Source organism: Duganella radicis, assembly GCF_009720825.1.
Classification (GTDB): Bacteria; Pseudomonadota; Gammaproteobacteria; order Burkholderiales; family Burkholderiaceae_D; genus Rugamonas; species Rugamonas radicis.
Map to the genome: position 1 here is coordinate 219529 of NZ_WNKY01000003.1, position 21276 is coordinate 240804.

9 protein-coding genes are annotated in these 21276 nt (G+C 66.1%); 7 read left to right on the top strand and 2 right to left on the bottom strand.

What is annotated here, in order from left to right:
- Positions 1–15 precede the first annotated feature (15 nt).
- The 5 genes from GM676_RS05625 to GM676_RS05645 all read left to right on the top strand — a co-directional run bounded on the left by GM676_RS05625 (position 16) and on the right by GM676_RS05645 (position 7999).
- The gene (locus tag GM676_RS05625; RefSeq protein WP_170304229.1) at positions 16–2400 is read left to right on the top strand and encodes a glycoside hydrolase family 127 protein; all 2385 of its coding nucleotides are present in this window, start codon (positions 16–18) and stop codon (positions 2398–2400) included.
- A gap of 142 nt (positions 2401–2542) precedes the next feature.
- Positions 2543–3814 (top strand): dicarboxylate/amino acid:cation symporter, encoded by a 1272-nt coding sequence (locus GM676_RS05630; protein WP_155462409.1) that lies wholly within the window; start codon positions 2543–2545, stop codon positions 3812–3814.
- 30 nt (positions 3815–3844) lie between these two features.
- On the top strand, positions 3845–4840 hold the full coding sequence (locus tag GM676_RS05635; protein WP_155462411.1) for a porin: 996 nt from the start codon (positions 3845–3847) through the stop codon (positions 4838–4840).
- Positions 4841–4874: 34 nt separating this feature from the next.
- The gene (locus tag GM676_RS05640) at positions 4875–6668 is read left to right on the top strand and encodes a sensor histidine kinase (protein WP_155462413.1); all 1794 of its coding nucleotides are present in this window, start codon (positions 4875–4877) and stop codon (positions 6666–6668) included.
- The gene (locus tag GM676_RS05645) at positions 6665–7999 is read left to right on the top strand and encodes a sigma-54-dependent transcriptional regulator (RefSeq protein ID WP_155462415.1); all 1335 of its coding nucleotides are present in this window, start codon (positions 6665–6667) and stop codon (positions 7997–7999) included. The genes GM676_RS05640 and GM676_RS05645 overlap by 4 nt, the downstream gene beginning before the upstream one ends.
- On the opposite strand, the gene GM676_RS05650 is transcribed toward GM676_RS05645, so the two are convergent.
- Positions 7996–9978 (bottom strand): AsmA family protein, encoded by a 1983-nt coding sequence (locus GM676_RS05650; RefSeq protein ID WP_155462417.1) that lies wholly within the window; start codon positions 9976–9978, stop codon positions 7996–7998. The two genes, GM676_RS05645 and GM676_RS05650, sit on opposite strands and share 4 nt — an antisense overlap.
- Before the next feature lie 57 nt (positions 9979–10035).
- Positions 10036–14712, bottom strand: a complete 4677-nt coding sequence (locus GM676_RS32070; protein WP_155462419.1) for a DEAD/DEAH box helicase — start codon at positions 14710–14712, stop codon at positions 10036–10038.
- Between the two features lie 83 nt (positions 14713–14795).
- Here GM676_RS32070 and GM676_RS05660 point away from each other — a divergent pair, with 83 nt between their 5' ends.
- Entirely contained in the window at positions 14796–18440 is a 3645-nt protein-coding gene (locus tag GM676_RS05660) for an ATP-binding protein (RefSeq protein ID WP_211923160.1), read from the top strand.
- Positions 18441–18529: 89 nt separating this feature from the next.
- The gene (locus GM676_RS05665; protein ID WP_229262549.1) at positions 18530–21274 is read left to right on the top strand and encodes a bifunctional diguanylate cyclase/phosphodiesterase; all 2745 of its coding nucleotides are present in this window, start codon (positions 18530–18532) and stop codon (positions 21272–21274) included.
- Positions 21275–21276 lie beyond the last annotated feature (2 nt).

Consider the following 21276-nt stretch of genomic DNA (forward strand, 5'->3'; position numbering starts at 1 on the left):
ACCATGAGGGTACGTATGCACCGCCGACAGTTATTGCAGGGCGCCGCCAGTCTGGGACTGGTCGCCAACTGGCCCGCCAACGCCGCTGCCGATGCCGCCCCCACCGGCGCCGCCGCAAGCCCGGTCCCCGCCACCGCCCGCGCGCTGCCATTGTCGTCGGTGCGGCTGCTGCCATCCGTGTATGCCGACGCGGTGCAAGCCAACCAGGCCTACCTGCTGCGCCTGAGCGCCGACCGCTTCCTGCACAACTACCATAAATTCGCCGGCTTGCCGGTCAAGGGCGCCATCTACGGCGGCTGGGAGTCGGACACCATCGCCGGCGAAGGCCTTGGCCATTACCTGTCGGCGCTGTCGCTGATGTATGCGCAAACCGGGATCGCCGCGCTCAAGCCGCGCATCGATTACATCGTGGCGGAACTGGCGCGCGTCCAGCAGGCGCAGGGCGATGGCTACGTCGCCGGCTTTATGCGCAAGCGCAAAGACGGCCAGGTGGTCGATGGCAAGGAGATCTTTCCCGAGATCATGCGCGGCGAAATACGTTCCGCCGGCTTCGATCTGAATGGTTGCTGGGTGCCGCTGTATAACTGGCACAAGGTGTTCGCTGGCCTGTTCGATGCGCAGACCTACGCCGGCAACGATCAGGCGCTGCAGGTTGCGATCGGCCTGGCCGGCTATATCGACAAGGTGTTCGCTGCGTTGAACGACGAACAGGTGCAGCAGGTGCTGGCCTGCGAACATGGCGGCATCAATGAAAGCTTCGCCGAACTGTATGCGCGCACGCGGGACAAGCGCTGGCTGGCGCTGGCGCAGCGCCTGTATCACACCAAAGTACTCACGCCGCTGGCGGAGGGCCGCGACGAACTGGCCAACCTGCACTCGAACACGCAGATTCCGAAACTGATCGGCCTCGCGCGCCTGCACGAACTGACCGGCCGCCAGAGCGACGCCAAAGCCGTGGACTTTTTCTGGAAGCGCGTCACCCGGCACCACAGCTACGTCATCGGCGGCAATGGCGACCGCGAATACTTCTCCGCGCCGGACAGCATCGCCAACCACATCACCGAGCAAACCTGTGAAGCCTGCTGTAGCTACAACATGCTGAAGATGACGCGTCATCTTTACAGCTGGGCGCCGGATGCCGCTTACTTCGATTACTACGAACGCACGCATCTGAACCACATCCTGGCGCACCAGAATCCGCGCACCGGCATGTTCACTTACATGACGCCACTGATGTCCGGCGTGGCGCGCGAATATTCCAGCGAGGAGAATGATTTCTGGTGCTGCGTGTTGTCCGGCATGGAGAGCCACGCCAAGCATGGCGATTCGATTTACTGGGAAAACGGCGACACACTGTTCGTCAATCTCTACATCCCTTCAACGGTGGACTGGAAGGCGACCGGCGCGCAACTGGAACTGAACACCGGCTATCCGTTCGAAGGCGATATCGACCTCAAAGTGCGCCGCCTGGCCGGCGCGCGCGACTACACGCTGGCGCTGCGGGTGCCTGCCTGGGCCTCCAGCCACAAGCTGCTGGTCAACGGCAAGCCACGGAAAGCCAGCAAGGAAAAGGGTTACTTGCTGGTGCGCCGCCGCTGGAAAGCCGGCGACACGGTGCGCCTGTCGCTACCGCTGGAATTGCGACTGGAATCGGCGGCCGGCAACGACCGGGTGGTGGCGCTGCTGCGCGGCCCGATGGTGCTGGCGGCCGATCTGGGCCCGGCCGACAAACCATTCAGCGGACTGGCGCCGGCGCTGGTGGGCGCCAACATTCTTGGGTCGTTCGCGGAAGCCGATAAGGTGAAAGCCGTGTACCGCAGCGTCGGCACCGGCCGGCCGGGCGACATGAAGTTCACGCCGTTCTTTGCACAGTACGAGCGGCGCGCGGCGGTGTACTTCAGCGCCTACACCGAGACCGAATGGGCGGCGTCGGAAGTGGCGTTCCGCAGGGAGGAGGCACGCCTGCGCGAACTGGCGGAACGTTCGGTGGATGTGATGCACCTTGGCGAAATGCAGCCGGAGCGCGATCACGATCTGCAATCGGATATCTCGTATCCGGTGTCCTACCGTGGCCGCAATGGCCGCGATGCGCGCACCGGCGGCTATTTCAGCTTCCGCATGAAGTGCACCGACGGTCCGCTGGTGCTGCAAGCCAGCTACTGGGGCGAGGAGCGCAACCGCGACTTTTACATCAGTGTGGACGGCGAACGGATCGCGCATGTACAGCTGAATGGCCGTCAGCCGGGCGTGTTCATCGACCAGGAATATCCGGTGCCGGAGCGCCTCACGCGTGGCAAGAGCAGCGTGGTGGTGCGCTTCGATCCGGAGCCAGGCCACACGGCGGGGCCGGTGTTCGGCGTCCAACTTTTCATACAAACCAGCCCTGCGGCGTCTCAATAATTGCGCTACTTTTCAGTGGTAGTGACAGTTTCTTAAAAGAATCCCCTTTGTAGTCAAGCACTTGCGGCGCCTCCGGGCGCCGCTTTGCGTTGGCACACGCATTGCTATCCAAGCGCACAACCAAAAAACCTTGGAGGAGCCAATGAAAAAGAAACGTCCTTTAACGCTGTATATCCTGATCGCCATGGTGCTGGGCGTCGCGGTGGGCTACGCCTGCCATGAAACCATCGCCGACCAGAAGCTCAGCGCCACCATCGCCAGCCACATCTCCATCGTCACCGATGTGTTCCTGCGGCTGATCAAGATGATCATCTCGCTGCTGGTGTTCTCCACCCTGACGGTGGGTATCGCCCATATGGGCGACGGCAAGGCCGCTGGCCGCGTCGGCGTCAAGGCCATGGCGTGGTTTGTGATCGCCTCGCTGATTTCGCTGACGCTGGGCATGGTGCTGTCCAACGCCATGCAGCTGGGCGCCCATCTCGGCCTGCCGCTGCCGCCGCTGGATGCGGCCACCGGCCTGAAAACCTCGGCGTTCACGCTGAAGGACTTCATCGCCCACATGGTGCCGAAATCGCCGATCGAGGCCATGGCCAATAACGAAATCCTGCAAGTGCTGGTGTTCGCCGTGTTCTTCGGCGGCGCACTGGGCGCGCTGGGCGACTCCGCGCGCCAGCTCACCGGTGTGATCGACCAACTGGCGCAGGTGATGTTGCGCATCACCGGCACCGTCATGAACCTGGCGCCGCTGGCGGTGTTCGCGGCCATGGCCTCGGTGATCACCACCAATGGCCTGGCCATCCTTGGCACCTTCGCCAAATTCATGGGCGGCTTCTATCTGGGGCTGGCCTGCCTGTGGGCACTGCTGATCCTGGGCGGCTTTGCCTTTATCGGCAAGCGCGTGTTCCGACTGATCGCGCTGATCCGCGAACCGTTCCTGCTGGCGTTTTCCACCGCCAGTTCCGAAGCGGCGTATCCCAAGCTGCTGGTGGCGCTGGACCAGTTTGGCGTGCAGCGCAAGATCTCCAGCTTCGTCATGCCGATGGGGTATTCGTTCAATCTGGATGGCTCGATGATGTACTGCACCTTCGCCGTGCTGTTCATCACGCAGGCTTACGGCATCGATCTGTCGCTGGGCACGCAGATCACCATGCTGCTGCTGTTGATGGTGACCTCGAAGGGCATCGCCGGCGTGCCGCGCGCTTCGCTGGTGGTGATCGCCGCCACCCTGAATCAGTTCCATATTCCCGAAGCAGGCCTGCTGCTGTTGATGGGCATCGATCAGTTCCTCGACATGGGCCGCTCGGCCACCAATGCGGTCGGCAACGCGGTTGCCACCGCGGTCGTCGCCAAGTGGGAAGGTGCGCTGGCGGAGGAAGTGGAAGCGCCGGCCATGGTTGCGCAGCGCGCGGCTTAAACAATAAAAAATTAACGGGAGACTTATCTGATGCAGAAGTATGTAATCGGCGCATGTGCGCTGGCCGTGGTATCGCTGGGCGCGCAGGCGCAATCGTCATTGACCGTGTATGGCGTGGCCGATGCCGGCCTGCTGCTGGAACGCGGCGGCGCCGACGGCCCGGTGCAAAAAATCGGCAGCGGCATGGCATCCAGTTCGCGCCTTGGCTTCAAGGGCAAGGAAGACCTGGGCGGCGGCACGGTGCTGACCTTCATTCTGGAAAACGGCTATTCGATCGACACCGGCGCGGCCAAGCAAAACGGCGCGCTGTTCGGTCGCCAGGCCCTGCTGTGCCTGAGCGGCAAGGCCGGTGCGCTCAGCATCGGCCAGCAGTACACGCCGTTCTACAAGACGCTGAACAACGTGGCGGATCCATTCTCCACCGGCATGGCGGGCAATGCGCAGAACGTGTTTGACGACACCACGCGCATCAGCAACACGGTGGAGTACATCACGCCGCGCATGGGCGGCTTTGTGGCCGATGTGCAGTATGGCCTGGGCGAGGCGGCCGGAGACAGCGCGAAGAACCGCTATCTGAGTGCCAGCGGCAGCTACGAGCAGGGCGCGCTGACGCTGGAACTGGCGCACCAGCGCAAGGAAAACGCGCTGGCCAGCGCGCATAGCCGCAACACCATGCTGGTGGCGCGCTATCGCTTTGGCGATGTCACCGGCCATGCCGCCCACGCGCGCAACCGCGATGCGCTGGGCCGCGAGAGCCACGATACGCTGCTGGGCTTTACCGCGCAGCTCAGCGGCGGCAACAAGCTGTTTGCCTCGCTGATCGACCACCGCGACCAGGCCGCCGCGCAGCGGCATGCGCGCCAGGCGGCGCTGGGCGTCAGCCATGGCCTGTCGCGCCGCACCGACCTGTATGCGGCCTATGGTCATATCCGCAACAGTAACGGTGCGCAGTTCCACGTTGGCACGGCGGCCGATAGCGGCTCCGGCACCACCGGTGTTAACCTGGGGGTACGTCATGTGTTTTAATGCTGATCACACATGATAATAAACAGGGGAGACTATGGGGACGACGCGGGCGCGGCGACTGGCGCTATGGGCGGTGGCGTTGGCCATCGCCCTGACGCTGGCCGGCCTGGCGGGGCGCTGGGCTGGCGACGCCGCCACCGACAAGTTGCGGCTGGCCGGCGCGCAGCGTCTGGACGGCTATGCGGTCAGCCTGGAAAACCTGCTTTCCAAGTATGACTTCCTGCCTGGCACGCTGGAGCTGAACAAGGACGTGGTGACGCTACTGGAGCGTCCCCACGACGAAGAGCTGCGCGATGAGGTGAACGCCTATCTTGAGCAGCTTAACCGCCAGTCCGGCTCCACCACCATCTACGTCGTCAATCTCGATGGCGTTACCCAGGCTGCCAGCAACTGGCGCTCGATCTATAGCTTCGTCGGCGATCACGTCGCCTTCCGGCCGTACGTGCGCGATGCGCTGCGCGGTGTGCCCGGCGGTTTTTACGGCGTTGGCACCACCAACGGCGAGCCGGGATATTTTTTCGCGCACGGCATTTACCACAACGGCCGCATGCTGGGCGTGGCCACCGTCAAGGTCAACATCGAGCGGCTGGAACGGGGTTGGGAGCAGGGCGGCGACAAGGTGCTGCTGGCGGATGCCAATGGCGTGGTTTTCCTGAGCACTGTCCCCGGCTGGAAGTACCGCACGCTGGCGCCGTTGACGCCGGAGGTGACGCGGGAGCTGGAAGCGTCGCGCCAGTACTCAGGCCATGCGCTGGAACCGCTGGGCATGCGCGCGCTGCGCCAGTTGGATGGCGAGGCGGCCATCGTCACGCTGCCGGAGGATCAGCGTACGCCGGTACTGAGCCAGACCCGTTCACTGTCGCCGCGTCATTGGAGTTTTGTCTATCTGTCCGATTTGAACAGCGCGCGCGGCAGCGCCCGCAATGCCTTTCTGTTTGCGCTGCTGGTACAGGCGCTGTTGCTGATGCTGGTGTTGTACGGCCGCCAGCGCAAGCAGACGCGCGAGCATCTGGAGGCCATGGTGGCGGAACGCACCACCAGCCTGCGCGAGATGACCCAGCACCTGAGCGAAGAAAACAGCGTGCGCCGCGCGGCCGAGGAAAAGCTGCGCCGCGCGCAGAGTGAGCTGGTGCAGGCCGGGAAAATGGCGGTGCTTGGCCAGATGGCGGCCGGCATGACGCATGAACTCAACCAGCCGCTGACGGCGCTGCGCACCATGTCCGACAACGCGCAGGTGCTGATCGAGCGTGGGCGGCTGGATGAAGCGAAGAGCAATCTGGCGACCATTTCGCAACTGGTCGGGCGCATGGGCGCCCTGACCGGCCAGTTGCGCCAGTTCGCGCGCAAGTCCGACGCCATCGTCACGGCGGTGCCGGTGACGGCGTCCATCACCGCCGCGCTGTTCCTGGTGGAGCGGCGGGTGGAGCAGGAGCGCGTGAATTTCCAGATGGCGGTGCGCGACCAGGATGTGCATGCGCTGTGCGACAGCAACCGGCTGGAGCAGGTGCTGGTCAACCTGTTCAACAACGCGCTGGACGCCATGGCCGACAGTGAAACGCGTCACCTGACCGTGAGCGTGGAGCGCGCCAACGGCCGCGCGCTGATCGCGGTGACGGACTCCGGGCCGGGCATACCGGAAGAGATCCGCGCCCATTTGTTTGAACCATTTTTTACCACAAAAGCGCAGAGCAAGGGCCTGGGACTGGGGCTGGCGATCTCCGAGCAGATCGTACGCGAATTCGGCGGCGAGCTGCGTGCCGAGGCGCCCGGCGCCGGCGGCGCCCGGTTTGTCATCGCCTTGCCGCTGGCGGAGCAGGAGACACTATGAAGGTTTTATTGATCGAAGACGACGCCACCGTGCGCGCCGGCAGCGCACAGGCGCTGGACCTGGCGGGTTTTGAGGTGGAGGCGCATGCCGCCGCCGAACCGGCACTGGCACGGATCACCCCAGGCTTTGCCGGCGTGGTGGTGAGCGACGTTCGTCTGCCCGGCATGAGCGGCCTGGAATTCATGACGGCGGCCCACGCCATCGACGCGCAGCTGCCGGTGGTGCTGGTGACCGGCCATGGCGATATCAGCATGGCGGTGGGGGCGATGCGCGATGGCGCCTACGATTTCATCGCCAAGCCGTATTCGTCGGAACAGCTGGTGGAAGTGGTGCAGCGCGCGCTGGAGACGCGCCGCCTGATGCTGGAAGTGGCGGCGCTGCGCCACCGCATCGAGCATGGCGAGGGCATCGAGGCCACGCTGCTGGGCGACTCGGCGCCGATGCGCGCCTTGCGCCGTTTGATCCTCGATCTGGCCGATGAACCGGCCGATGTGCTGATCTACGGTGAAACCGGCACCGGCAAGGAGATGGTGGCGCGCTGCCTGCACCAGTTCAGCCGCCGTCACAAGCGTCATTTCGTGGCGCTGAATTGCGGCGCGATCCCGGAGACGATTTTCGAGAGCGAGGTATTCGGTCACGAGTCGGGCTCCTTCACCGGGGCCGGCAAGCGCCAGATCGGCAAGATCGAACATGCCGATGGCGGCTCGCTGTTCCTCGACGAGATCGAGAGCCTGCCGATGGCCTTGCAGGTCAAGCTGCTGCGCGTGCTGCAAGAGCGCTACATCGAGCGGCTCGGCTCCAATACGCCGGTGCCGGTGGATGTGCGGGTGATCGCCGCCTCCAAAGTCGATCTCAAGGAATGGTCGGACCAGCAGAAGTTCCGCAGCGATTTGTACTACCGCCTGAATCTCATCGTTCTGAATCTGCCGCCGCTGCGCGAGCGGCGTGAGGATATTCCGCTGCTGTTCGAGCATTTCCTGCTGGGCGCGGCGGCGCGCTACAAGCGCGAGGCGCCGCCGGTGCCGGGCGCCCTGATGCAGTCGCTGATGGCGCACAACTGGCCGGGCAATGTGCGCGAGCTGCGCAACATCGCCGAGCGCTATGTGTTGGGCCTCGCCAGCGGCGCGGATGGCCTGCTGTCGGCGCGCAGCATGGAGGCGGTGCCGCTGGCCGATCAGGTGGGCGCCTTTGAGCGCGCCGTCATTGAGCAGGAGCTGCGCAAGGCCGGCGGCAACGTCACAGCGGTCAGCGTGGCGCTGGCGGTGCCGAAGCAAACGCTGTACTACAAGTTGCAGAAGTATGGCCTGACCGCGGACGAATACAAGGCTTAGCGTTTTTTGACTGGCTGGGTCTTGGCTGCCTTGCGGGTGTCATTGGCCTCCGCCAACGCGGCGGCGCAATCCACCGGTTCCACCTTGCCCGGATTGACCAGCGGGATGATGGCCGCCGCAGGATTGACGATGGTGGCCAGCGCCACGGCGGCGCCGGCCTTGAGCGCCAGCGGGCCTTTCTGTGGTCCCACGTCCGGATTGGTGAAGGTGCCGCGCGCATACAGCGGCGTGCGCAGCGAGATGATGCGCAAGCCCTTGGTTTGCGGGCGGACGTCGAAGTCCAGCGTTTCCCTGGCCATGTCCACATTGCCGCTGACGTTGATCACCGCCTCCTGCGTGTCGATCACGAAGCGGCGCGTTTGCGCCTTGCCGTGTTCCACCACGAAGTCGCCGGCCAGGCAGTTCAACTGGATTTGCTTGTCGCCGAACAGTTTGACGAAGACCAGGTTGGCGATGTTCAGGCCCGCCGCTTCCAGGATGAATTTGCTGACCGAGCCTTCGCTGACGGTGGCGCCCAATTCGCCGCTGGAGGTGGCCAGCATGGCGGAGACGGAATTGCCCTTGCCGGCCAGCGCCGCGTCGCCGCTGACTTCACCCACGCTGGCCTGCATCGATTCCAGTTTGGGGAACAGCTGGCGGATTTTCAGGTGGCGCGCGGCCATGCGGATTTGCGCGTCGATCTGTTTTTGACGGCCATCCAGCTTGACGTTGGAGGTGATGTCGCCGCCGGCCATGCCGAAGTTGAGTGGCGTGAGTGTCAGCACCTTGTCTTTCATGACGATGTGGGTTTCGATATCTTGCAGCGGGATGTCGTGCGTGCGTATCAGCTTTTTGCCGGTGAATTTGACGTCGGCGTCCAGCGCGCCCCACTTGGCGGTGTTGAATTGGTCGACCGGCAGCGCTTTGTCGGTCTTGTCGTTGCCTTTGGCGCCGATGGTGGGGCCGAGGTCTTCCAGCCGCAGCTGGCGCGAGGTGAGGGCGCCGGTCAGCAGCGGACGTGGTTTGCGCGGGCTATAGGCCAGCGTACCTTCAAGGTCGCTGCCGCCCACGGTGCCGGTGAAGTTTTTATAAGTCCAGTTCCAGATGGCGCCGGACTTCTTGCCGATCAGGCGTCCGGTGGTGGTGTAGGGCGGCGTCTCCGGCAGCAGCACGCCGGTCAGCGGATACAGGTCGGCCATGCTGTCGCCGCCCAGCGTCAGTTTCAGATCGAGGCCGGCGGGGGCGCGCGGATCGGTGACCAGGCCTTCGATGGCGATTTTGTTTTTTCCGAGGTCGGCACTGGCCTGCACCGGGAAGTTGGCGTGTTCGTCGCGCAGGGCCAGCACTTTTCCGACCTTACCGCCGCCGGTGATGGGGGCGTTGCGGTAGCTGCCGCTGAGGTCAAAACGCAGGCCGTATTGCCGGGCATCGGCGCCCTGGTTGATGCCGCTGGCCTTGGCGCGCAGATCGAGCTTGATGCCGTCGTCGAGGTAGCGCAGGTCGCCTTCGCCCAGCGTCAGGCGGCCGATATCGACCTCCCATTCGGACGGGCCGTTGTCCTTGAAGGTCCAGGTGTTGCTGCCGTCGGCGCGGCGCTGCGCTGCCACGGTGACTTTGTCGACCGCGAGGTCGGCGATGGCGACTTCCTTGTGCAGCAGCGGCAGCGGATGGACTGCCGCCACGATGCTGCCGATGTTGACCAGTCGCGGGCCGGTGCTGGTCCAGGCGGGATTGGCGATGCTGACGTCGGCGGCGCTGATGCGCGGGCGCGGCACGTAGCGCCGCCAGCCGGATTCGGTGGCGTCGCCGTGCTCCCATTGCACGCGCAGGTCGCCGTTGATGGCGAACTCGCGGCCGATGTTGTCGGAGACGCGCTGGTTAATCCATGGGCGCGCGCGGTTCCAGTCGAAGGTCAGCACGAAGATGACGATCGCCGTCAGCACCAGCAGCAGCGTGGCAACGATGCCAAGCACAATTTTGAGTGGACGCGATTTTTTCATGGGTATTCATGCTACGCCTTGCGTCTTGATCGTTATGTGCGCTATGCCACAGTGGCGTTAAACGGGCGGCTTGCCTACCAGCCAGGCGTGGAGTAGTTCGCGGTCTTCGGCGCCTTGCAGGTAGTGGAATTTGCCGGCGATCTGGGTGGCGACGGGCAGGCCGTCGCGCAACAGGATGCGGTTGCCGGCCAGTGCTGGGACTTTGTCGCCGGGCAGCAGGGTGCCGCACAGGTTGAGCGGGTCGACGCCGGAGATGCAGACGTAGCCGCCGTCGTGCGGCCGGCGGCGTGTTTCGCGTAGCAGGGGGATGGCTTCCGGCAGGGCGAATTGTTCGCCCGAGAGGCCGGCGACGAAGCGGCCGCTGCGGATCTCGCCACGCGCCTCAAGGCGGTGGTAGACCGGCAGCAGCTCGCGCCAGCTGGGCATCCAGCCGGCTTCGCGCTCCAGCAGGCGCCAGAACATCACGCCGTAGCGGCGCAGCAGCGTCATGGCAATGTGTTCCAGCGTGTCCGGATCGGTGCGCGGCTTGCGGGCCGGTGTCGCTGGCCGCGCCGTGATGGCGGTAGCGGTAGCGGCGGCATCGGCGACGGTAGCGCCGTTTGCATTGGCGGTGCTGGCGCGGCCCTGCGTGGTGACGGCGCTAGCCGCTCCGGCGTGCGGGCCGGGCGCCGCGAGAGCGGTTTCAACGGCGCGCACCGTGATGCTTACGTTGTCGCTGCGCCGGACCAGTGCCCAGCGGCCGGCTTCCTCCATCGTTGGACCGGCGCCACGGCGGCGGCGCTTGTCGTTGCTGGCGCGCTTGTTGGCTGGCGCCAGCATGGCGCGCAGGCCGGCGTAGCTGTCGGCGTTGACCAGCCCTGTGGCCACCAGTTCGCCCAGCGTGTTCTCCAGCTCCACTGGCAGCAGGCGGGCGTCGTGCGACAGCTCGTCGAAGAACATGGCGCCGTCGCGCTTCAGCGCCTCCAGCACGCGGGCGGCGCGCGGCGACACCTCGACTTCGCTCGCCACGGCGGGCAGTGCATGCCACAAGGCCAGTTGGCGGCGCGGCAGCAGCACCAGCGGCGTGCTGCGCACCGGACCACCAGCGGCGCTGGCCGGCGCGCCGACACGGGTCCAGACGATTTTGCCGACGCGGCACAGATCATCGAGCCACAAAGCCGAGTAGTCGCGCACGCGCAGGGCCAGCAGCTCGCTTTCCCACGCGCCGGCGGCGGCCTCGTAGCCTTCCAGCTGGGCCAGCGCTTCCGGCAGCGCCTCGATGCCTTGCAGCTGCGCGTCCGGCGTGAGGTGCTGCCATTCGAGCAGGAAGCGCATGAAGTCCTGACGCTCGACCGGCTCGATCTCGCGCCGAAGGCTGCGGATGGTGTAGCGATGAATGCGCGCCAGCAGATGACGTTCGCACCATTCCTCGTCCGTGACGCCGGGCGTGAAGCGGCCACGCATCACATAGCCCTCGCTTTCCAGCTGCGTCAGCGCGATGGTGACTGTGGAGGAGGGTAGCGCAAGCGGTGCCGCGATCGTCTCCACCGTCTGCGGCCCGAAGCCGCTCAGGCGGGCCCGCAAAATCTCCACCAGCGCCGCATCGCGCGTCCACTCTTCGCCACCAATCGCGCCCGCATCGCCCGCCGTCGCGTCCAGCACCGCTTCTGCCCCCGCATCACCCGCCGTGGGGGCCAGCGCCGCTCCTGTCCCCGCATCGCCTGCCGTAGGGCGCAGCGCCGCTCCTGCGTCCGCGTGCTCCGTCGTCGCGGCCAGCGTCGCTCCTGCGTCCGCGTTCGCCATCGTCGAGGCCAGCGCCCGCCGCTGGCCCGCCCCGGCCGGTGCGGCGCTGATCGCTGCACCGGGCCAGGCGGCTTGGGCGCAGGGGAGGCGTTCGCGCGCCACCCACAGGTCCGCGCCGCTGCCGGCGTCGCGCAGGCGCATGGCGCGGCCGCCTGCGGCAAGGCCGTCTATCCATTCCTGCCAGCCTTCTTCCCGCGCCACCTCGTCCGGCGTAACGCAAGCCAGCGACATCAAAGCCTCATGCATCTCATCGCCACTGCGCACCGAAGGCCAGGCCTCGGCCGCCATCGCCGCAATCGCGCCCACATCCAGCGCCCCCAGATCATCCGCCGACGCCGGATCGGTCCAGCGCCGCTGGAGCACCGCCCGCGTGCGCCGCTCCTCCAGCGGCGCGTCGTCCAGAAACGCATATGGCCGCGCATTCAGAATCTCCATCGCCAGCGGCGACGGCGCCGGCAAATCGCGCGACAGCAAACGCACCTCGCCCGCCTCCATGCGCCGCAACAGCGCCAGCCAGCCCTCGCTGTCCATCGCCTCATGCAGGCAATCATCCAACGTCTGATCCACCAACGGATGGCTGGGCAACTCCCGCTCGCCGACAATATTCTCCAGACACGCCGCCTGATCCGGAAACACCGCCGCCAGCAAATCATCACTCTTCATGCGTTGCAGCTGCGGCGCCACCTTGCGCCCGCCGGTAAAGCGCGGCAAAGCCAGCGCGGTGGTCGCATTCCAACGCCACCGTACATTGAACAGCGGCGCATCGAGCAAGGCCTGCACCAGCACATGCTCCGCCGTCGCCGATTTCAAATACCGCCACACCTCATCCAGCGGAAAACTATGACTGTCCGACAGCGACAACACAATCGCATCCTCGGTGGCCGCCGCCTGCAACTCAAAATTGAAGGTGCGGCAGAAGCGCTTGCGCAGGGCCAGTCCCCACGCCCGGTTCACGCGGCTGCCGAACGGCGCATGCAGCACCAACTGCATGCCGCCCGATTCATCGAAGAAGCGCTCCATCACCAGCGTATCGCGCGTCGGCAGCGCACCCAGCGCGGAACGCGAGCGGGCCATATACTCGGCAATCTGCCGCGCCGCCGCATCCTGCAAGCCCAGATGCTCGACCAGCCAATCTACAGCGCTTTCAATACCGGCCTCGCCATCCGGTGCGGCAGCCAGCAAGCGATCCATCTCGCCGCGCAAGCGCGCCACCCCGACCGACAACTCGTCGCTGCGGCCCGGCGCCTCGCCCAGCCAGAACGGAATGTTCGGCGCTGCCCCATGCGCATCCTCCACCCGCACCTTGCCCGCATCCACGCGCAGGATGCGGTACGAGGTATTCCCAAGCTGGAAAACATCGCCGGCCAGACTCTCCACCGCAAAATCTTCGTGCACCGTGCCGATACTCTGGCCCTGCGGCTCCAGCAGCACCGTGTAATCGGCGTTATCCGGTATAGTCCCGCCGGACATCACCGCCGTCATCTTGCCGCCGCGCCGTCCGCGCAAGGTGCCGCTCACCGTATCGCGGTGCAGGTAGGAACCACGCACGCCCTGGCGGCTGGTGTAGCCATCGGTCAGCATGTGCAGCACGTCGTCGTAATGCCGCCGGTCCAGCTGCGCATAAGGTGAGGCGCGCCGCACCAGCTGATACAGGCCGTCCTCGCTCCACTCGCGGCATGCCACTTCCGCCACAATCTGCTGCGCCAGCACGTCCAGCGGCGCTTGAGGAATGTGCAGCGCATCCAGCTCGTCGCGCCGCACGCAGTCCAGCAGCGCCGTGCATTCGACCAGGTCATCGCGCGACGTGGGGAACAGCCGGCCCTTGGGCAGACCGCCAACGTGGTGGCCCGAACGGCCCACGCGTTGCAGGAAAGCGGCGATGCTGCGTGGAGAACCGATCTGGCACACCGGATCCACATCGCCGATATCGATGCCCAGCTCCAGCGACGCGGTGGCGATCAGCACCCGCAACTCGCCGCGCTTGAGACGCTGCTCGGCGTCGAAGCGGTACTCTTTGGCCAGGCTGCCGTGGTGCGCCGCCACGTGCTGCGGTCCGATGCGGTCGGCCAGATGGCGCGCCATGCGCTCGGCCATGCGGCGCGTGTTCACGAACACCAGCGTGGTGCGGTGCATGGCCGTCAGCTCGGCGATGCGGTCGTAAACGCGCTCCCACACCTCATTTGCCATCACCGCCTCCAGCGGCACCGGCGGCAGTTCCAGATTCAGATCGCGCGCCCGCACATGGCCCACATCCACCACCGCACAGGGACGCCCGCTGCCGGCGAGGAACTGCGCCACCGCCGATATCGGCTTCTGCGTGGCCGACAGGCCTACCCGCACCGGCGGCTGCGCGCACAGCGCCGCCAGCCGCTCGAGGCTTAGCGCCAGATGGCTGCCACGCTTGCTGCCGGCCACCGCGTGGATTTCATCGACGATCACGGTGCGCACGCCGGCCAGCATGGCACGGCCGCTGTCCGAGCCAAGCAGCACGTACAGCGATTCCGGCGTCGACACCAGGATGTGCGGCGCGCGCCGGCGCATGGCGTTGCGCTCGGCCTGTGTGGTGTCACCGGTGCGCACGGCGGTGCGGATGCCGTGCGGCGGCTGGCCCATGGCCTCCAGTTCGCGCCCTATGCCTTCCAGTGGCGCCAGCAGGTTGACGCGGATATCGTTGGACAGCGCCTTCAAAGGCGACACATACAGCACCCGCGTTGCATCCGGCAGCGGCGCCTCGCGGCTCTCGCGCACCAGCGCATCGATGGCGGCGAGGAAGGCGGTCAGGGTTTTACCTGAGCCGGTGGGCGCGGCGACCAGTGTCGCGCGGCCGGACTGGATCAGCGGCCAGGCGCGCTGCTGCGCCTCGGTGGCGGCAGCAAAGGCAGAGCTGAACCACGCCGCCACCGCAGGGTGGAAGCGATAAATGTCGGCGGCGGTGTGCAGGGCGTCGGTCATGGTCGGGGCATGGTAAGCTCGAAAACATTGTAAATCATGAATGGTTCAGGCACATGTCCGGCGTAGCCAAGGATGAGATACCGATGTTCCTCAGCGCCCCGGGCGAGCTGGGGGCGCGCATCTGGGCCTACGACTGGCAAAACACGCCGCTCGGTCCCATCTCCGGCTGGCCGCATAGCCTGAAGACGGTGATTAACCTGATGCTCAATTCACCGCAGCCGATGTGGATGGGGTGGGGTGAACAGGTGACGTTTTTATACAACGACGCCTACATCGATGTCCTCGGCATGGCCAAGCACCCGTGGGCCCTGGGACGGCCCACGGTCGAGGTCTGGGCCGAGATCTGGGACTATTGCGGACCGCTGGTGGAACGCGTGTTCACGCATGGCGAGTCGACCATGGCCGACGACGTGCAGCTGTTCATGCGGCGCGGCGACTTCCTTGAAGAGACGTTCTACGCCTTCTCCTATAGCCCGGTGCGCGACGAGTCCGGGCAGGTGGCGGGCCTGTTCTGCGCCAATCTCGATGTCACCAGCCGCCACCTGAACGCGCGCCGCCTGCGCACGCTGTCGGACCTGAACGCCCGCACGCTACAGGAAAGGACGGTGCTGGGCGCCTGCGCCATCGCGCTGGACGCCATCGCCGCCAATCCCGACGACATACCGTTTGCCCAGCTTTATCTCAGCGATGCGCAGGGGCCGGCGCGGCTGCTCAAGTCCACCCATGCACAGATGGACAGCCACGGCGAGCTGTTTGCGGTTGACGCGGTGATCGCCGAAGCGGCGCCGCGCCTGGTCACGCTGGGACAGCCGCTGGCCGGGGTGCCGGCCGGACCATCGCGGCAGCCGGTCCGGCAAGCGCTGGTGCTGCCGGTGCTGGGCTGCGGCGCGCTGGTGCTGGGTGTGAGCGCGGCGCGGCTGCTGGACGCGGAGTATCGCGGCTTTCTTGAGTTGATCGCCACCCAGACCAGCAACGCGATCCGCCATGCGCGCGCGGCGGAAGATGAGCGCCTGCGGGCCGACATGCTGGCGGAAGTGGACCGCGCCAAGACGCAATTCTTCGGCAACATCAGCCACGAATTCCGCACCCCGCTGACCTTGCTGCTCGGCCCCGTGCAGGATGCGCTGGAAGATCCCGCCGCGCCGCTGCCGGAGGCGCAGCGCGAGCGCCTGCACATCATCCAGCGCAATGCGGTGCGGCTGCAAAAGCTGGTCAACACGCTGCTGGATTTCTCGCGAGTGGAAGCGGGGCGTGCGCAGGCCCGTTTCATCGCCACCGACCTGGCGGCGATGACCATCGACCTGGCCAGCAGCTTCCGTTCCGCCATCGAAAGCGCCGGCATGCGGCTGGTGGTGGATTGCCCGCCGCTGCCGGCGCCCGTGTATGTCGATCCGGAGATGTGGGAAAAGATTGTGCTCAACCTGCTGTCCAACGCTTTCAAGTTCACTTTTGAGGGCGAGGTGCGGGTCAGCTTGCGCGTGGCTGGCGCGCAGGTAAGGCTGGCGGTGGCGGATACCGGCAGCGGCATCCCGCAGGACCAGCTGCCATTGCTGTTCGAGCGCTTCCACCGGGTGGAGGGCGCGCGTTCGCGCACGCACGAGGGCTCGGGCATCGGCCTGGCGCTGGTGCGCGATCTGGTGGCGCTGCATGGCGGTGCGATCGACGTGGAAAGCGTGCCGGGACACGGCTCGATATTCAGTGTGACGCTGCCGCTGGGGACCACCCATCTACCGCCCGACCAACTGGGCGTGGCGCCTGCACGGCCGTTGCAAAGCACGGCGGCAGCCTACGTGGCGGAAGCGGAAGGATGGCTGCCGCATGCGGTAACGGCGGGCGGCGGCGCTGCGCCACGCGGCCGGCTGCTGATCGTCGACGACAACGCCGACATGCGCGACTACCTGCAACGCCTGTTGCAGCCGCACTGGCAGGTGGAGGTCTGCAACAACGGCGCGGAAGCGCTGGCCGTGATCGCGCGTCGGGCGCCGGACCTGATCCTGTCGGACGTGATGATGCCGCAGCTGGACGGCTTCGGCCTGCTGGCCGCCTTGCGCGCGCGGGAAACCACGCGCGACATTCCGTTCATGATGCTGTCCGCGCGCGCCGGCGAGGAAGCGCGGCTGGAAGGCTTGCAGGCCGGCGCCGATGATTATCTGGTCAAGCCATTCTCCGGGCGCGAGCTGCTGGCGCGCATCGAGGTGCTGCGGCTGCGCCAGCGCGTGCGCACGGTGCAGGACGAGGCCACGCGCCGCATGCGCAGCATCTTCAGCCAGGCGCCGGTGGCGATCTGTATCCTCGGCGGTCCGCAGCACGTGTTCGAGCAGGCCAACGATTACTATCAGCAGCTGATTGGCCCACGTCAGCTGCTGGGGCTTCCGGTGCGCGAGGCGCTGCCGGAACTGGAATCGCAAGGCATCTACGAACTGCTGGACGGCGTTCTGGCCAGCGGCCAGCCGTATGTCGGCCGTTCGGTGCAAGTACGGCTACGGCAAGTGCCGGAGATGGATCTGCGCGACCGTTGGTTCGACTTCGTCTACCAGCCACTGTTCGACGCCGCCGGCAATGCCGAAGGTGTGGCGGTGGTGGCGTTTGAAGTGACCGAGCTGGCCATCGCCAAGCGTGACGCCGAAACCGCCAACCGCGCCAAGGACGAATTCCTCGCCATGCTGGGGCATGAGCTGCGCAATCCGCTGGCGCCCATCGTCACCGCCTTGCAGCTGATGCGCATGCGTGGCAGCGACTTCGCACTCAAGGAGCGCACCGTGATCGAGCGCCAGACGCGCCATCTGGTGGCGCTGGTGGACGACCTGCTGGATGTGTCGCGCGTGGCGGAGGGAAAAATCCAGCTGCGCCGTCAGGTGGCGGAGATCAATGATGTCGTCATGCGCGCGATTGAAACGGCCAGCCCGCTGATCGAGCAAAAGCGCCACGCGCTGTCGGTTGAGGTGCCGGCCAGCGGCTTGCCGGTGCTGGCCGATCCGGTGCGGCTGGCGCAGGTGTTGGCCAACCTGCTGACCAACGCCGCCAAATACACCGAGCCGGGCGGCCAGCTGGCGGTGCGCGCGCGCCTGGAAAACGGCGAGGTGCTGGTGGAAGTACACGACAACGGCATCGGCATCTCGGCCGAGATGCTGGGCTGCGTGTTCGAGCGCTTTACCCAGGAACGGCAAGCCCTGAGCCGCTCGCAGGGAGGGCTGGGCCTTGGCCTGGCCATCGCCCGCAGCATGACCGAGCTGCATGGCGGCCGTGTTGAGGCGCACAGCGACGGCAAGGGCCGCGGCAGCACTTTCGTGGTGCGCCTGCCGGCATGGCGGGAACAGCGCTCGGAGCACGAGCGCATCGCGCCATCGGCGGCGCTGGCGCTGGCGCCTGGCCAACTGCGCGTCATGATCGTGGATGACAACGAAGACGCGGCGCGCGCGCTGGGCGAGGGACTGGAGCTGCTGGGCCATACGGTGCAGGTGGCGTTCAGCGCGCCCGATGCCATCGTGCTGGCGTCGCATTTCCGGCCGCAGGTGGGCATCCTCGATATCGGCCTGCCCGGCATGGATGGCTATGAACTGGCGCAACGCCTGCGCCAGCTGAGCGGCGGTGCCGCCCTGCGCCTGTTCGCAGTCACCGGCTACGGCCAGGACGCCGACCGCCAGCAGGCCATTGCGGCAGGTTTTGAACAACACCTCACCAAACCGGTCGAACTGCACCGGCTCGACACCCTGCTGCAAAATCATTAATTAAACCTTGGTATGAGTTCGCATACGAAGGTGCAATTTCGCCGGAATCCTCCTGAATTTATATTGATGCCTGGTCATCGGGAGGATTTATGTTCGTCCATCATTATAAAAAACTCACGGTTGAATGGCTGATGCTGGGCTTTGTGCTGGCCCTGAGCGGGCTGCTGATCGTGTACTTCGTCTGGAATGAGCGCGGCTTGATCATGACGTCCAACGTCGAGCGCATGCGCTTGCAGACGCTGATCATCGACGAGAACCTCAGCCACCAGCTTGAGGGCGTGCGCAGTGCGCTGGACAGCGTGCGCGCCACGCTGCGCCCCGGCAGCGCATGCGGCACCGAGTGCCGCCGCACCCTGCTGCAATCGCTCAAGCGCGCCATGCCCGGCGTGCGCGCGCTGCTGGTGCTGGACCGCAAAGGCGCTATCGTCATGTCCGACGACGACCTGCGCGACCGCCGCCTTGATGACCGCGACTACACCAGCCGCGTCGAACGCATGCGCGATCCGGATACGCTGTATCTGTCGCAGCCCTACGAAAATACGCCGGGCGTGTTCAACATCAAACTGTCGATGGCGGTGATCGGCGCCGGCGGCGAGAACGACGGCGCCGTCAGCGCCATCCTCAATCCCGAATACTTCGACGCCGTGATGCGCTCGGCCCTGTACGCACCGGACATGAACAGCGCCATCACCGAAGACAGCGGCCGCCGCATCCTGTTCGTGCCGGCCGATCCCACCGCCATGCGCAACAGCGGCGCCATGCCCGACCCCTTCTTTGTGCGGCACCAGGCCAGCCGCCGCACCGAGACAGTGCTGGACGGCGCCGCCGCCAGCGGCGAGCAGCGCCTGGTGGTCCAGCGCACCATGCTGCTGCGCGGCCTGGGACTGGACAAGACGCTGGTGGTGAGCCTGGGCCGCAACCAGGCGCTGATGGCGACCGGCTGGCACAGCATGGCGTGGACCTGCGGCCTGGCGTGGCTGGTGTTTGGCCTGACCTCCAGCGGCGCGCTGGTGCTGGTGCAGCGCCGCCGCCAGGTGCTGGAAGATCTGGCCACGGCGCGCGCCGAAGAGCAGGCGGTGGCTGCGGAAAAAGTGGAATTGGCGCTGAACGGCGCCAATCTGGGCCTGTGGGAATGGCAGATGGTGGACGACGTGCGCACGGTGGACGGCCGCGCCGCCGCCATGCTGGGTTACACCCGCGAGGAACTGAACGCCGCCGGCATCGACTGGAACAGCATGGTCAAGGCAGATGACATGCCGGCCATCGAGGCGGCGCTGGCCGCGCATCTGGCCGACGGCTCGCGTTCCTTCGAGGCCGAGTACCGCATGCGCCACCGCGCCGGTCATTGGATCTGGGTGCAGAGCCGGGGCAGGGTGGTGGAACGCACCGCCGACGGCCGCCCGCTGCGCATGCTGGGCACGCGCATGGACATCAGCGCCCGCAAGCTGGCGGAAGCCGAAATCGCCCACCTGGCGTTTTACGACGGCCTGACCAACCTGCCGAACCGCCGCTTGCTGCTGGATCGCCTGCACCACGCCATCGCCAAGGCGGCACGCGGCGGCAGCCATGGCGCGGTGCTGTTCGTCGACCTGGATAATTTCAAATCGCTCAACGACACCATGGGCCACGACATGGGCGACCGCCTGCTGGAGATGGTGGCGTTCCGCCTGACCGAGGTAACGCGCGAGACCGACACCGTGGCGCGCCTGGGCGGCGACGAATTCGTGATCCTGCTGGAAGACCTGGGCGACGAGCAGCAGCAAGCCATGGGCAACGCCGCCGCCGTCGCCGGCAAGGTGCTGGACTCCCTGAGCCGCGGCTACACGCTGGATGCGCACGAATTGCGCAGCACCCCAAGCATCGGCGTGGTGCTGTTCGGCGCCGAGCACCACACCATCAACGACCTGCTGCGCCAGGCCGACATGGCGATGTACGAAGCCAAGGCGGCCGGCCGCGCCACCTTCCGCTTCTTCGACCCGCACATGCAGGTGGCGCTGGACGCCTCGGCGATGCTGGAGGCGGACCTGCGCTTCGCCTTGCGGCGTGAGGAGCTGCGCCTGTACTACCAGCCGGTGGTGGATAACGACGGCCGCGTCACCGGTGTGGAAGCGCTGCTGCGCTGGCAGCATCCGCAGCGTGGCCTGATCGGGCCGGGCGATTTCATTCCGCAAGCGGAGAAATCCGGCCTGATTGTGGAACTGGGCGAGTGGGTGCTGGATGCGGCCTGCCGTCAGCTGGTGCAGTGGGCCGGCTGTGCCGACAGCGCGCATCTGAGCATGGCCGTCAACGTCAGCGCGCGCCAGTTCCGCCAGCCGGCCTTTGTCGACCAGGTGTTGGCGGTGCTGGAGCGCACCGGCGCCGATCCGCGCCTGCTCAAGCTGGAGCTGACCGAGAGCATGCTGCTGGCCGACATGGATGACGTGATCGCAAAGATGACAACCTTGAAAGCCCATGGCGTCGGTTTTGCGTTGGACGATTTCGGCACCGGCTATTCCTCGCTCAGCTACCTGAAGCTGCTGCCGATCGATCAGCTGAAGATCGACCGCTCCTTCGTGCACGACATGCTGCACACGCGGCACGCCTCCAGCATTGTGCGCGCCATCATCACACTGGCCTACAGCATGGACCTGGCGGTGGTGGCGGAAGGCGTGGAGACGCGCGAACAATGGTCGGCGCTGGAAGCCTTTGGCTGCAACGCTTTCCAGGGCTATCTGTTCGGCCGCGCCACGCCACTGGCGGAACTGGAGCTGGATCTGGCTGTGCTCCCCGGGGGCGATGCGGACTGTGCTCCTTCCGCCGCGCCGCCCGGCGCTATGCTGGACATGTCGATTTAAGG